General features: G+C 63.7%; 11 protein-coding genes. 8 read left to right on the forward strand and 3 right to left on the reverse strand.

From position 1 onward, the window contains the following. Window positions 1–20 precede the first annotated feature (20 nt). The 5 genes from ACFFNA_RS24260 (at window position 21) to ACFFNA_RS24280 (ending at window position 4,997) form a co-directional block, all read left to right on the forward strand. Window positions 21–2,105, forward strand: a complete 2,085-nt coding sequence (locus tag ACFFNA_RS24260; RefSeq protein WP_378922181.1) for a 5'-nucleotidase C-terminal domain-containing protein — start codon at window positions 21–23, stop codon at window positions 2,103–2,105. A 137-nt stretch (window positions 2,106–2,242) separates the two neighbouring features. Further along, window positions 2,243–3,307 carry a ferrochelatase gene (gene hemH, locus ACFFNA_RS24265; protein WP_378922183.1) on the forward strand — a complete coding sequence of 355 codons (1,065 nt, stop codon included), beginning with the start codon at window positions 2,243–2,245 and terminating at the stop codon, window positions 3,305–3,307. A 5-nt stretch (window positions 3,308–3,312) separates the two neighbouring features. Further along, window positions 3,313–3,447 carry a hypothetical protein gene (locus ACFFNA_RS24270; RefSeq protein WP_378922185.1) on the forward strand — a complete coding sequence of 45 codons (135 nt, stop codon included), beginning with the start codon at window positions 3,313–3,315 and terminating at the stop codon, window positions 3,445–3,447. A 121-nt stretch (window positions 3,448–3,568) separates the two neighbouring features. Beyond that, window positions 3,569–4,519 (forward strand): SPFH domain-containing protein, encoded by a 951-nt coding sequence (locus tag ACFFNA_RS24275; RefSeq protein WP_111548665.1) that lies wholly within the window; start codon window positions 3,569–3,571, stop codon window positions 4,517–4,519. A gap of 13 nt (window positions 4,520–4,532) precedes the next feature. Next, entirely contained in the window at window positions 4,533–4,997 is a 465-nt protein-coding gene (locus ACFFNA_RS24280) for an NfeD family protein (RefSeq protein ID WP_378922188.1), read from the forward strand. Between the two features lie 4 nt (window positions 4,998–5,001). Here ACFFNA_RS24280 and ACFFNA_RS24285 read toward each other — a convergent pair whose 3' ends face one another. Continuing rightward, window positions 5,002–6,003, reverse strand: coding sequence for a KpsF/GutQ family sugar-phosphate isomerase (locus ACFFNA_RS24285; protein WP_378922190.1), 1,002 nt, complete (start codon window positions 6,001–6,003; stop codon window positions 5,002–5,004). A gap of 229 nt (window positions 6,004–6,232) precedes the next feature. Here ACFFNA_RS24285 and ACFFNA_RS24290 point away from each other — a divergent pair, with 229 nt between their 5' ends. Then, complete coding sequence (locus ACFFNA_RS24290; RefSeq protein WP_378922192.1) at window positions 6,233–8,038, forward strand: outer membrane beta-barrel protein; 1,806 nt, start codon at window positions 6,233–6,235, stop codon at window positions 8,036–8,038. Window positions 8,039–8,195: 157 nt separating this feature from the next. On the opposite strand, the gene galU is transcribed toward ACFFNA_RS24290, so the two are convergent. Then, window positions 8,196–9,101, reverse strand: a complete 906-nt coding sequence (gene galU, locus ACFFNA_RS24295; RefSeq protein ID WP_378922194.1) for a UTP--glucose-1-phosphate uridylyltransferase GalU — start codon at window positions 9,099–9,101, stop codon at window positions 8,196–8,198. 212 nt (window positions 9,102–9,313) lie between these two features. Here galU and ACFFNA_RS24300 point away from each other — a divergent pair, with 212 nt between their 5' ends. Together ACFFNA_RS24300 and ACFFNA_RS24305 are read left to right on the forward strand one after the other, a co-directional pair. After that, window positions 9,314–10,537: a lytic murein transglycosylase gene (locus tag ACFFNA_RS24300; protein WP_378922196.1), complete on the forward strand. Its 1,224-nt coding sequence runs from the start codon at window positions 9,314–9,316 to the stop codon at window positions 10,535–10,537. 129 nt (window positions 10,538–10,666) lie between these two features. Further along, entirely contained in the window at window positions 10,667–11,890 is a 1,224-nt protein-coding gene (locus ACFFNA_RS24305; RefSeq protein ID WP_378922197.1) for an SGNH/GDSL hydrolase family protein, read from the forward strand. Between the two features lie 22 nt (window positions 11,891–11,912). Here the strand turns inward: ACFFNA_RS24305 and ACFFNA_RS24310 are convergent, their stop codons facing one another. After that, window positions 11,913–13,367 carry a glutamate synthase subunit beta gene (locus ACFFNA_RS24310; RefSeq protein ID WP_111548672.1) on the reverse strand — a complete coding sequence of 485 codons (1,455 nt, stop codon included), beginning with the start codon at window positions 13,365–13,367 and terminating at the stop codon, window positions 11,913–11,915. Window positions 13,368–13,386 lie beyond the last annotated feature (19 nt).

Raw genomic sequence — 13,386 nt, forward strand, 5'->3', positions numbered from 1 at the left:
CAGCTTTCCGGGAGACGAAGATGAAGAAACTTGCTGCCATTGCCGCCCTCTCTGCCTCCACGCTCGGTCTGTCAGCCGGCGCATCCTTTGCCGACTACACTCTGAACATCCTGCACATCAACGACTGGCACAGCCGCATCGAAGGCAACAACAAATATGAATCGACCTGCTCGGCCGACGAGGAGACCAAGGGCGAGTGCATCGGCGGCGCGGGCCGGCTGATCACCGCGATCGCCCAGGAACGCAAGAAGCTGGAAGGCCAGAACGTGCTGCTGCTCAGCGCCGGCGACAACTTCCAGGGATCGCTGTTCTACACGACCTACAAAGGCAAGGTCGAAGGCGAATTCCTCAACGAGATGAAGTTCGACGCCATGGCGCTCGGCAACCATGAATTCGACGATGGCGAGACGGCGTTGGCGCCGTTCCTCGACATGATCAAGTTCCCGGTGCTCGGCGCCAATGTGAAGGCCAACGCGCAATCCAAGCTCGGCGATCGCGTCAAGCCGTCGATCGTCGTCGAGGTCGGCGGCCAGAAGATCGGCATCATCGGCGCGGTGACCAACGACACGCCCGAACTCGCTTCCCCCGGCCCCAACATCACCATCGAGGACGACGTCAAGTCGATCACCGCCGAGGTCGAGAAGCTGAAAGGCGAAGGCGTCAACAAGATCATCGCCGTGACCCATATCGGCTACAGGCGCGAGCGCGACGTCATTGCCAAGATCCCGGGCATCGATGTGGTTGTCGGCGGTCACAGCCATTCGCTTCTGTCGAACACCGACCCGAAGGCGGAAGGCCCCTATCCGACGATGGTCGACAATCCTGACGGCTACAAGGTGCCGGTCGTGCAGGCGGCGTCCTATTCCAAATATCTTGGCGAGTTCAAGGTGGTGTTCGACGACAATGGCGTTGTCAAATCGGCCAGCGGCGACCCGATTTATCTCGACAAGTCGATCACCCCCGACCCGGCTGCGCTCGCCCGCATCAAGGAGCTTGGCGCGCCGATCGAAGCGTTGAAGAACAAGGAAGTAGCCGAGACCACCGACGCGATCGACGGCAGCCGCGAGAACTGCCGCACCCGTGAATGCGCGATGGGCAACCTCGTCTCCGACGCCATCCTCGACCGCGTCAAGGGACAGGGCGTCGAGATCGTCATTTCCAATGGCGGCGGGCTGCGAGCCTCGATCGACAAGGGCACCGTCACCATGGGCGAGGTGCTGACCGTGCTGCCGTTCCAGAACACGCTGGCCACCTTCCAGATTTCCGGCAAGGACCTGGTGGCCGGCCTCGAGAACGGCCTCAGCCAGATCGAGGACGGCGCCGGCCGCTTCCCGCAGGTCGCCGGCCTGAAATATTCCTTCGACAAGTCGGTTGCGCCCAATGCAGGCCGCGTCAAGTCGGTCGAAGTGATGGAAGGCGGCACCTGGACGCCGATCAATCCGGACAAGGACTATCTCGTCGCCACCAACAACTATGTCCGCCAGGGCGGCGACGGCTACAAGATCTTCGCCGACAAGGCCAAGAACGCCTATGACTACGGTCCGGGCCTCGAACAGGTGGTTGCCGACTATCTCGGCGCGCACCGGCCCTACACGCCGAAGCTCGACGGCCGCATCACGGAGATCGCCGCGACCGTCGCGGCAGCGCCTGCGGCTCCGGCAGCGGAGCCTGCCAAGCCTGCCGAACCGGCAAAGCCCGCCGAGGCCGCCCCTGCACCGGCGGCGGAGCCTGCCAAGCCTGCGGAGGCGGCGCCTGCAATGCCTGAATTGCCGGCCAACTCGGGCGATATCGCCAACACGCCGCCGGCGATATCGACAGAGACAGCGCCAGCCCCACCCGCGCCACCTGCCGCGCCGGCCGAGCCTGCAAAGCCGGCCGAAGCTGCGCCTGCTCCCGCAGCACCTGCCCCCGCCGAACCGGCAAAGCCCGCCGAGGCCGCGCCCGCCGAAAGCAGCCATGTGATCGTTGCCGGTGATACCTATTGGGACCTGGCAAAGAAGGCCTATGGCGACGCGACCAAATGGAAACTGATCTATGAGGCCAACAAGGGCCAAAGGCCTCACCGGCTTGCGCTTGGCGCAACCCTGACCATCCCGGCAAAGTAACGTCGCTTCGCCCCTTTCGACGACAGCGCCCGCCCGGGAAACCGGGCGGGTTTTCTGCTTTCAGGCTAAGGTGCGGCCAGACGCTGCATTGAAAGCGCGCGCAAGATGGTTAGGTTCGCGTCTCCTGGAGAACCCTTATGACGCTTTCCACCCCTGCCGATCCCAAAGCCGCGAAGGCCGGCGGCCCGTTGCCCGCCGGGCATCCGCCGGTCAAGGCTGGCAAGATCGGTGTCATGCTGGTCAACCTCGGCACGCCGGACGGCACCGATTTCAAGCCAATGTGGCGCTATCTCCGGGAATTCCTGTCCGATCCGCGCGTCATCGAGCTCAACAGGGCGATCTGGTATCCGATCCTCTATGGGCTGGTGCTCACCAGGCGGCCGAAGACGTCGGGCGCGAACTACGCCCGGATATGGAACCGGGAGAGGAACGAGTCGCCGCTGCGCACTTACACCCGCGCCCAGGGCGAAAAGCTGGCCGAGGCGTTGCGCGACCTGCCCGATGTCGTCGTCGATTGGGCGATGCGCTACGGCAATCCTTCAACCGCGAGCGTCGCCCAGGGGCTGGTCGAAAAGGGCTGCGACCGCATTCTTTCGTTCCCGCTCTATCCGCAATATTCGGCGACGACGACGGCCACCGCCAACGATCAGCTGTTTCGCGCCTTGATGACAATGCGGGCAGCACCCGCCATCCGCAGCGTGCCGCCTTACTATGCCGAGCCGGTTTACATCGAAGCGCTCGCGTGTTCGATCGAGCGGCATCTGGCGACGCTGGATTTCGAACCGGAAGTGGTCATCACCTCCTATCACGGCATCCCGAAACCCTATTCCGACAAGGGCGATCCCTACCATGCGCATTGCCTCGAGACGACGCGTCTGCTGCGCGAAAAGCTCGGCTGGAGCGAGAACAGGCTGATCACCACTTTCCAGTCGCGCTTCGGCGCGCAGGAATGGCTGCAGCCCTACACCGACAAGACCGTGGAGAAACTGGGCAGGGACGGCGTCAAGTCGATCGCCATCGTCAATCCCGGCTTTTCGGTCGACTGCATCGAGACGCTGGACGAGATCGGTCGCGAGGCGGCCGAGACCTTTCACCACGCCGGCGGCAAGAACTTCGCCCACATTCCTTGCCTCAACGACAGCGCCGAGGGCATGGCGGTGATCGAGGCAATGGTGCGGCGCGAACTGTCCGGCTGGGTCTGAGACCGTTGAGCAGCACCTCCGGAGTCATGGGTTATGGCGGCAACGGCCTCATCTTCTCGCAGATCGCTTCCAAGATTGTCTCTGCTTCGATCAATGGGCCGGACGACACGGATGCAAGGCTGTTTGCCTTCAACCGCTGATCGCAAACCCACAAACAATCCCTCATCACCTGATTGTAACGCATCTGAAACAGACTTAAGTCTTTGGTGAAGCCGGCCGCGCGAGAATGGCTTTCGCAGCCTGCGTCTGAGGGAGAGCCAAATGGATTTCAGTGGTTTCGGCATTGCAATTGGTGCGCTTGCCCTTCTGGTATTGGTGCTTCTGATCAAAGGCATCAGGACAATCCCGCAAGGTTACAATTATACGGTGGAACGTTTTGGCCGTTACACCAAGACACTGAGCCCAGGCCTCAATCTCATCACGCCTTTCGTCGACCGCATCGGCGCCAAGATGAACATGATGGAGCAGGTGCTCGACGTTCCGAGCCAGGAAATCATCACCCGGGACAACGCCATCGTCGGCGTCGACGGCATCGCCTTCTACCAGATCCTCAATGCGGCACAGGCCGCCTACCAGGTTGCCGGCCTGCAGAACGCCATCCTCAACCTGACGATGACCAACATCCGTACCGTCATGGGCTCGATGGACCTCGACGAGCTGTTGTCGAACCGCGACGCCATCAACGAGCGCCTGCTGCGCGTCGTCGACGAAGCGGCGCATCCGTGGGGCATCAAGATCACCCGCGTCGAGATCAAGGACATCAACCCGCCGGCCAACCTCATCGAATCGATGGGCCGGCAGATGACCGCCGAGCGCAACAAGCGCGCACAGATCCTCGCCGCCGAAGGCCTCAAGCAGTCGCAGATCCTCGAGGCCGAGGGCCGCAAGGAAGCCGCCTTCCGCGACGCCGAGGCGCGCGAACGCTCGGCTGAAGCCGAAGCCCGGGCCACGCAGGTGGTGTCGGAAGCGATCTCCAAGGGCGATGTGCAAGCGCTGAACTACTTCGTGGCGCTGAAATACACCGAAGCGCTTGGCAAGATCGGCACGGCCACCAACAGCAAGATCGTGCTGATGCCGATGGAAGCCTCGTCGCTGATCGGCACGCTTGGCGGTATCGGCGAAATCGCCAAGGAAGTCTTCCGCAGCGAAGGCACGGCCGGTGCCGCCCGGCAAGCCGCCCGCCCGCCCGTGGTTCGCCCGAGCGAGAACTGAGGGACACACTCCCATGTTGGACCGCATCATTTCCGAACTCGGCCCGTGGAACTGGATGGTTCTGGGCTTCGTCCTGCTGGTGATGGAAATCATCGCGCCGGGCATCTTCATGCTGTGGATCGGCATCGCCGCCCTGATCATCGGCGCCGTGTCGCTGCTGATCTGGGATGCCGGTTTCTGGACCTGGCAGGTCCAGGTCCTTGCCTTCCTGGCGCTGTCGCTGGTCTCGGCCTATGTCGGCAAGAAACTGGTCGGTGGTCGCAATGACCCGACCGACCAACCGCTGCTCAACCGGCGCGGCGCGCAGATGGTCGGCAGGATGGCGACGCTTGCCGAACCGATCCGGGACGGGCGTGGCCGAATCAAGCTTGGCGATACGCTGTGGCGTGTCTCCGGCCCGGACCTGCCGGCCGGCACGCAGGTGCGGGTGACGGCTGCGGCCGACACGGATCTGGAATTGACCGTGGAGGCGGTCTGAACGTTCAGGCCGCGCCGATGCGCAGCAGGTCGTGCAGGTGGATCAATCCAACCGGCCGTCTGCCTTCCACCACCATCAGGCTGGTGATGGCTGAATCGTTGATCGTCTGCAGCGCCGTCGCCACCAACGTGTCCGGCGTTGCCGTCTTCGGCCCTTTTGTCATCACCTGATCCACCGTCATCGCCAGCAGATTGCTGCCGATGTGGCGGCGGATGTCACCATCGGTGATGATGCCGACCAGCGCGCCGTCAGCGTCGGTGATCGCCACGCAACCAAATCCCTTGCGCGACAGTTCCAGGATGGCGTCCTGCATGCCGGTGCCCGTGACCACCAGTGGCAGCCTGTCGCCGACATGCATGATCTCGTGGATCTGCGTCAGGTTGGCGCCGAGCTGGCCACCGGGATGGAAGGTACGGAAATGGTCCGGCGTGAAGCCGCGTGCTTCGAGCAGGGCGATCGCCAGCGCATCGCCCATCACCAATTGCAACAGCGTCGAGGTCGTCGGCGCCAGGCCGTGTGGACAGGCCTCAGGCGCGCGGGGCAGCAGCAGCACGACGTCCGCTGCCCGCGCAAGCGCCGATGTCTCTCCGGCGGTGATGGCGATAAGCGGAATGGAGAAGCGCCTGGAATAGGCGACAATGCCCATCAGTTCCCTGCTCTCGCCCGACCACGACATGGCGATGATGGCATCGTCCCTGGCAATCATACCGAGATCGCCGTGATTGGCTTCGGCGGGATGGACGAAAAAGGCTGGTGTGCCGGTCGAGGCCAGCGTCGCCGCGATCTTCGAACCGATATGGCCGCTTTTGCCGACGCCGGTGACGATGAGCCGGCCCTCGATCTTCGAGATCATCTCGACGGCCTGGGCGAAAGGCCCGGCCAGTCCGTTCTCGAGTGCCTCGGCAAGGGCCGCGACTCCGGCCTGCTCCGTTGCCACCGTTCTCAGCGCCGAAGCGATCGACGCTTGCCTGTCCAAAGGCTTCTTATTCAGGGATCCCGCATGCATGGCTGATGCGATTAGCGCGTTGCCGCCCGCCTGTCCAACAGAAATGGCCCCACTGTGGTTCGGGACAACGACAAGCATGCAAACAAAAGGCTTAACGCACGCCGCATGAAACCCTTTGCAAATCGGCACTTGAGGCCGCTGGCGGGCGGCGGCCTCAACGCTCCGTTAACCATCCCCGTTTACGGTTCGGTAAGTATGGCGCGCGTGCGCCGCGCAAGCAGTGGTGACGATGTCCGGGGGCCAGCCAGAAAAATCAGGAAGACGAAAGGGCAAGGCCGCCTGCGCCTTGCTGCTGGCGACCAGCATGCTTGCCTTGCTGCGCCCGACGGCGCTCCATGCCCAAGAAACGGAGCTGCGCGGCGAGGTCTCCGAAACGGCGATCCTGACCGACCAGCAGCGCAAGGCGAGACAGCTGGCTCTGGCAGCCCAAGGCCAGCAGGCGCCGACCAGCGCCGCCCAGGACAATGCGCCGGCACGAACCTACCTGCCGGCCAGCGCCGGCGCGGTGCCTGACGACACGGACGCCGCAACCGCGACCGGCAGCGTGTTCGATCCGCCTTCTGCCACCGACGATACCTCCGCCGACACCCCCACACCGCCAAAGCCTCGTCGCCGACCATCAACTGCCAGCCAAAATGCGGCGGATCAGGCCAAGGCCAAGGCGGCCGACAAGTCGAAGAAGAAAAAGTCGACTTCCACCACGGGCGCCACCGCGACCACGGGCGCAACCGCGACCACGGACACCACTGCGTCTACCACGGATGACGCCGACACCACCGAAGCGGATCAGGAGGCGGCCAACCGCCGCGCCGTCACCATCGACAGCGTCGACCGGCAGAAGCTCGACCCGGGCGCCGAGCGCACCGCCTCCATCGAAGGCCAGGACAAGAAGGCCGAGGACGATCCGTTTGCCGCCACCGGCGTCAAATGGGGTTCTTTCGTCATTCGGCCGACGATCGAACAGGGCCTGACCGCCACGTCGAACGGCGATTCGAGCAGTGCGGGCAAGTCGGCGCTGCTGTCCGAGACGGCGCTGCGCTTTTCCGCCGCCTCCGACTGGCGCGAGAACTCGGCGACGATCGACGGCTATGGCCTTTTCCGCGAAACCGTATCGGGCTACCCGGTCCATGATGAGCAGGGCCGCATCGAAGGCCAGTTCAACGTCGATCTCGACAACGAGCTGCGCGCCATCGCCAAGCTCGGCTACGAGGCCGTGCCGGAATCGGCCTCCTCCCCGGACGCCATTGCGGGCGTCAACACGCAGCCGCTACGGCAGACCGTCAATGGCAGCCTCGGCATCGAAAAGGAAGCCGGCAAGATGCACTATGCGTTGACCGGCGCGGTCACCCACGACTTTTATGGCGACGCCGAGCTCTCGGACGGCACCTCATTGTCGCAGAAGGATCGCGACTCCACGCTCTACACGGCGACCTTGCGCACCGGCTACGAGATTTCTCCCGCACTCACCCCCTTCACCGAAATCGAGATCGGCCGCCGGACCTATGATCAACGCATCGACAATGAAGGCTTCGAGCGCTCCTCGACGCGGCTCGGCGCACGCGCCGGCCTTGAGCTCGACATGGGCGAGAAGCTGGCGGGCGAGTTCTCCGCCGGCTGGCTGAGGGAGGCGATCGACGACAACAGCCTGGAGGCGATCTCAGGTGCGACAGTCAACGCCGACCTCAAATGGTCGCCGGAACGCGGCACCACGATCGGCCTGACCGGCCAGACCACCGTCGAGCCCACCACCACCGCCGACCAAAGCGGCGATATCCTTTATTCAGGCCGCTTGACGGGCGAGCGGCAGATCCGCGCCAACCTCACCGGAAATGCGGCTCTTGGCCTGGACTGGCGCGACTATATCGGCGTCGACGGCCATGACATGACCTTGAGCGCCGAGGCCGGCCTGACCTGGTGGCTGAACCGCTATGCCGGCCTGACCACCCGGGTGAGGACCGAGAAGCTGACCAGCAACCTGCCGGGCCGCGACTACACCGCCAACAGCATCTTCCTCGGCGTGAAGGTGCAGCGCTAAGGCCTGCACGCCAAGGATATGTTGAGATTCAGATCAGGCCGCGCCGAGAGCGATGGATTCCGAGAACCGGAGCGGAGCGTACGTTTGGGTAGGTGAGCAGGGAAGCGCAGGAAACCGTCGCTCGCAGGCCGGCATCACCTGAATGTCGACATAGCCTCTAGAAGGCTGCGCCGCGGCGCTCTGATGGCTTCAGCTCGTCGAGAAGCGTGCGGATGACGCCGGCCATGTTCTCGTTCATGTCGCTGCGCCACAGCGCGAAGGCGACATTGGCCTCGACGAACCCTTCCGGCGATCCGCAATCGAAGGTACGGCCCTGATAGTGGTAGCCATAGAAGGGCTGCTGCTTTTCCAGCTTCAGCATCGCGTCGGTGAGCTGGATCTCGTTGCCGGCGCCCTTTTCCTGGCCTTCGAGGATCTTGAAGATCTCGGGCTGCAGGATGTAGCGGCCGTTGATGTAGAGGTTGGATGGCGCGGTGCCGGTCTTCGGCTTTTCCACCATCTCGGTGATGCGGAAACCGTGATGCGTGTCCTCGCCGCGGCCGACGATGCCATATTTGTGGGCTTCGGCCGGGTCGCATTCCTGCACCGCGATGATGTTGTTGCCGGTTTCCTGGTAAAGCTCGACCATCTCCTTCATGCAGCTCTTTTCCGACTGCATGATCATGTCGGGCAACAAAAGGGCGAAGGGTTCGTCGCCGACCAGTTCGCGCGCGCACCAGACTGCATGTCCAAGCCCCATCGGCACCTGCTGACGGGTGAAGCTGGTCTGCCCCGGCGCCGGCTGCAGGCGCTGCAGGCGGGCGAGCTGGTCGTCCTTGCCGCGTTGGGCAAGCGTGTCATAGAGCTCGAACTGGACGTCGAAATGGTCCTCGATGACGGCCTTGTTGCGGCCGGTGACGAAGATGAAATGCTCGATGCCGGCCTCGCGCGCCTCATCCACCACATACTGGATGACTGGCCGGTCGACGACGGTCAGCATTTCCTTGGGGATGGCCTTGGTGGCCGGGAGAAACCGTGTGCCGAGACCGGCGACCGGGAAGACTGCCTTGCGAACTCTCTTCATGCTGTCAATTATCCGTTTGATGGCCTGCTCCGCAATCCCCCTTTTCAAGACATTTTCACGCCGGAATTGAGGATTACTGGACGAGTGAGGGGGGAACGTTCACCGGTAAAGCTTTGAGGCGTCTTTTCGTTCCCGGCGGCACCTATGGTAAACTAATTCCTAACCTGGTTCGGCGATGAATGGTCTTTCCTGACACAGAGAAGGAGGAAAAGATGTCCGTTCGCAGTGCCGCAAAACGTTTTACCAGCGTCATCGCGGCAGCCAGCCTCTCGCTCGCCCTGCTGATGCCTGCCGGCCCCGCTTTCGCCGATGCCGGTTTCCGGCAGTGGGTCGCCGGCTTCCGCGCCACCGCCGTGCAGAGCGGCGTTTCCGGTGCCCTCTACGACCAGGCCTTCAGGGACATCAAGGATATCGACCCGGTGGTGCTGGAAAAGGCACGTACGCAGCCTGAATTCACCGCACCTGCCTGGGACTATTTCGACAACCGCGTCCATGACCAGTCTGTCGCCGTCGGTCAGCAGATGGCCAAGAAATGGAAGCCGTGGCTGGACAGGATCGAGGCGAGGTTCGGCGTCGACCGCTACATCCTGCTCGCCATCTGGTCGATGGAATCGAACTATGGCGAGATCCTCAAGCGCGACGACATCATGCGCAACGTCGTGCGCTCGCTGGCGACCCTGGCCTATGCCGATCCGAAACGGGCGAAATTCGCCCGTACCCAGCTGATCGCCGCGCTGAAGATCCTGCAGACCGGCGACATCGACGAAAGCCATCTGAGTGGATCCTGGGCCGGCGCCATGGGCCACACCCAGTTCATCCCGACCAGCTATCTGCACTATGCCGTCGACATGGACGGCAACGGCAAGCGCGACATCTGGAATTCGATCCCCGATGCGCTGGCCACCGCCGCCAATTTGTTGAAGAAGAATGGCTGGCAGGCCGGCAAGACCTGGGGCTATGAGGTCACTCTGCCTGCCGGCAAACTTCCCGGCGGCTCGAAGACGCTGTCGCAATGGCAGGCGCTCGGCGTCGTCAGGGCCAACGGCAAGCCGTTCAAGAACGGCTCCGACAAGGCGACGCTGAAAGTGCCGGATGGCCGTGGCGGGCCAGCATTCCTGATGATCAAGAATTTCTCGGTCATCAAGGCCTACAACAATGCCGACAAATATGCGCTTGCCGTCGGTCTTCTTGCCGACGAAATCGCCGGTTCCAGCGGTCTCGTGCAGGACTGGAAGCGGCCTTTCACCAAGCTCACCTTCGAGGAAAGGCAGGAGCTGCAGAAACGGCTTTCCCAGCACGGCCTCTACGACGGCAAATTCGATGGCAAGATCGGCGACGGCTCGAAGACCGCCATCATGGCCTTCCAGGCCAAGGCTGGCTTGACCCAGGACGGCTATCCGAGCATGGAAGTGCTGAAGTGGCTCCGGCAGAAATAGAGCCACCTGCGGTGCCACGCGGCCTTTCGGACGCGCAACGGACACTGTAGCAATCTGGTTTGGCGCAATGTCCCTTCGAAAAGTCGACGCGACTCTTCAAAGAAGTGCGCCAAGGGATGGAGGAAACGATTGGCTTCGGCTGCGCGCATCGCAGGGCTAGTTCGTCGCATGCCGGTGCTGATTCTGGCCGTCGTCGTGCTCGCCGTCGGCGTGGCTGGCGCCTTCCATGCGCCGGCCATGGCGCAGGAGCAGCAAAACAGCGGCTGGTCGTTGCGCGACCTTTTGTTCCCGCGCCGCAGCGAGCGGATCGAGCCGCCGCTGAACATCCAGAAGGCGAAACCAAAGCCGCGCAAACCCCGCGTCCCGCGTGCACCGGCCGAACCGCAAACACCGATCGCCGAGAAAGTCCCGGATGCCCGCACCGTCCTGGTGGTCGGCGATTTCATGGCGTCCGGGCTTGCCGAAGGCCTCGACACCGCCTTTGCCGAAAACACCGGCATCAGGATCGTCGTTCGCAGCAATGGTTCATCCGGCTTCGTGCGCGACGACTTCTACAACTGGCCCGAGCAGATCAAGACGCTGATCGAGACCGAGAAACCGGCCGCCGTGGTCGTCATGCTGGGCTCCAACGACCGTCAGCAGATGAAGGTGGGGGATGTGCGCGAGCAGCCCCGGTCCGAGAACTGGACCAAGGAGTATGAGCGGCGCACCGATGCACTCGGCAAGGCCATCGCCGACGCCAAGGTGCCCTTCCTGTGGGTTGGCATGCCGGCGTTCCGGGTGCCGAAGATGACTTCGGACATGCTGGCCTTCAACGACATCTACCATCTGGCGGCTGAAAACCATGGCGGCGAATTCGTCGACGTCTGGGACGGCTTCGTCGACGAGAACGGCGCCTTCGTCACCAGCGGTCCCGACATGAACGGCCAGCCGGTGCGGCTGCGTGCCGATGACGGCATCAACGTGTCGAAGGCCGGCAAGCGCAAGCTCGCCTTCTATACCGAAAAGCCGCTGATGAAGATTCTCGGCCTCGCCGCGCCCGGGGGCGTGGCTCCGGCGACCGCGCCGGCGGGCGCGCCCGTCGAGGCGCCGGGGCCGGCTGCCGCGCCCATCGTCATCGACCGCACCGCGCCGATGCTGCTCAGCGATCCGGCGCTCGATGGCGGTTCCGAACTCCTGGGCGCAGCACCGCCGGCAAAGGCCAATCCGGATCTGCCCGGCGAAAAATTGGTGGTCGAGGGCAAGGCACCGAATGCCTCGCCCGGTCGCGCTGACGATTTCTCCTGGCCACCCCGGACGCAGCCTGCTGCGGCGGCAGCCGCACCCGACACGACAACAGCGATCAACCCTTAGGTATCGCAGAGCGCTCTGAGGCTCAGCTGGGCAGTACGGTCGACCCCATCAATGCTTCGTCGATCGAACGCGCTGCCTGGCGGCCCTCGCGGATCGCCCAGACGACCAGCGACTGGCCGCGACGCACGTCGCCGGCCGCATAGAGCCTGTCGACGCTGGTCCTGTAGTCGCGGTCATTGGCTTCGACATTCCTGGAACGGCGGCTGTCGGTGACGATCTTCATCTGGCCGTCCAATTCCTTAACCAGGCCGGCGGTCGTCGGGCCGGCAAAGCCGATGGCGATGAAAGCGAGATCGGCGCGGATGACGAATTCGGTGCCGAGGATCGGCTTGCGCTTCTCGTCGACCTCGCAGCACTTGACGCCGGTCAGCTGGCCTTCCTCGCCGATGAATTCGAGTGTCGCCACCTGGAATTCACGCTCCGCCCCTTCGGCCTGCGAGGACGAGGTGCGCATCTTGGTCGCCCAGTAGGGCCAGACCGAAAGCTTGTCTTCCTTCTCCGGCGGCTGCGGGCGGATGTCGAGCTGGGTGACGCGCACCGCACCCTGGCGGAAGGCAGTACCGACGCAGTCGGACGCGGTATCGCCGCCGCCGACGACGACGACATGCTGGCCGCCGGCGATGATCGGATGCGACGGCCAGGCGACCGACTGGATCGGCTCGCCGCCGACGCGTCTGTTCTGCTGCACCAGATAGGGCATCGCATCATGCACGCCGCCGAGATCGTCGCCGGGAATGCCGGCCGCGCGCGGCGTTTCGGAACCGCCGCAATAAAGCACGGCATCATGTTCGGCGAGCAGCTCGCTGACCTTCTTGTCGACACCGACATTGACGCCGCAATGGAAGGTCACGCCCTCGCCCTGCATCTGCTCGATGCGCCGGTCGATATAGTGCTTCTCGATCTTGAAGTCGGGAATGCCGTAGCGCATCAGCCCGCCCGGCCGGCTTTCGCGCTCATAGACATGGACGTCGTGGCCGGCGCGGCCAAGCTGCTGGGCAGCCGCCATGCCGGCCGGGCCGGAGCCGATGACGGCGACGCGCTTGCCGGTCTTCTTCTCCGGCGGATAGGGCCTGATATGGCCGGTCTCATAGGCCTTGTCGGCGATCGCCTGCTCGACCGTCTTGATGGCGACGGGAATGTCCTCGAGGTTCAGCGTGCAGGCTTCCTCGCAGGGCGCGGGGCAGATGCGGCCGGTGAACTCCGGGAAGTTGTTGGTCGAATGCAGGTTGCGGATCGCGTTGTCCCAGTCGCCATTGTAGACGAGGTCGTTCCAGTCCGGGATCTGGTTGTGGATCGGGCAGCCCGTCGGCCCATGGCAGAACGGAATGCCGCAATCCATGCAGCGCGCGGCCTGTTTCTCGACCTCCTTGTCCGACATCGGCAGCGTGAATTCGCGGAAATGCCGGATGCGGTCGGAGGCCGGCTGGTACTTGTGCACCTGCCGGTCGATTTCGAGAAAGCCTGTTACCTTGCCCATAGTCCAGTTCCTGCTGTCC

Source organism: Mesorhizobium kowhaii (genome assembly GCF_042431665.1).
GTDB lineage: Bacteria > Pseudomonadota > Alphaproteobacteria > Rhizobiales > Rhizobiaceae > Mesorhizobium > Mesorhizobium kowhaii.

Bases quoted from the DNA above. Each gene is read 5' to 3' on its own strand.
- ACFFNA_RS24260 (WP_378922181.1), top strand. From the start codon at position 21: ATGAAGAAACTTGCTGCCATTGCCGCCCTCTCTGCCTCCACGCTCGGT.
- hemH (WP_378922183.1), top strand. From the start codon at position 2,243: ATGACGCTTTCCACCCCTGCCGATCCCAAAGCCGCGAAGGCCGGCGGC.
- ACFFNA_RS24275 (WP_111548665.1), top strand. From the start codon at position 3,569: ATGGATTTCAGTGGTTTCGGCATTGCAATTGGTGCGCTTGCCCTTCTG.
- ACFFNA_RS24280 (WP_378922188.1), top strand. From the start codon at position 4,533: ATGTTGGACCGCATCATTTCCGAACTCGGCCCGTGGAACTGGATGGTT.
- ACFFNA_RS24285 (WP_378922190.1), bottom strand. From the start codon at position 6,003: ATGCATGCGGGATCCCTGAATAAGAAGCCTTTGGACAGGCAAGCGTCG.
- ACFFNA_RS24290 (WP_378922192.1), top strand. From the start codon at position 6,233: ATGTCCGGGGGCCAGCCAGAAAAATCAGGAAGACGAAAGGGCAAGGCC.
- galU (WP_378922194.1), bottom strand. From the start codon at position 9,101: ATGAAGAGAGTTCGCAAGGCAGTCTTCCCGGTCGCCGGTCTCGGCACA.
- ACFFNA_RS24300 (WP_378922196.1), top strand. From the start codon at position 9,314: ATGTCCGTTCGCAGTGCCGCAAAACGTTTTACCAGCGTCATCGCGGCA.
- ACFFNA_RS24310 (WP_111548672.1), bottom strand. From the start codon at position 13,367: ATGGGCAAGGTAACAGGCTTTCTCGAAATCGACCGGCAGGTGCACAAG.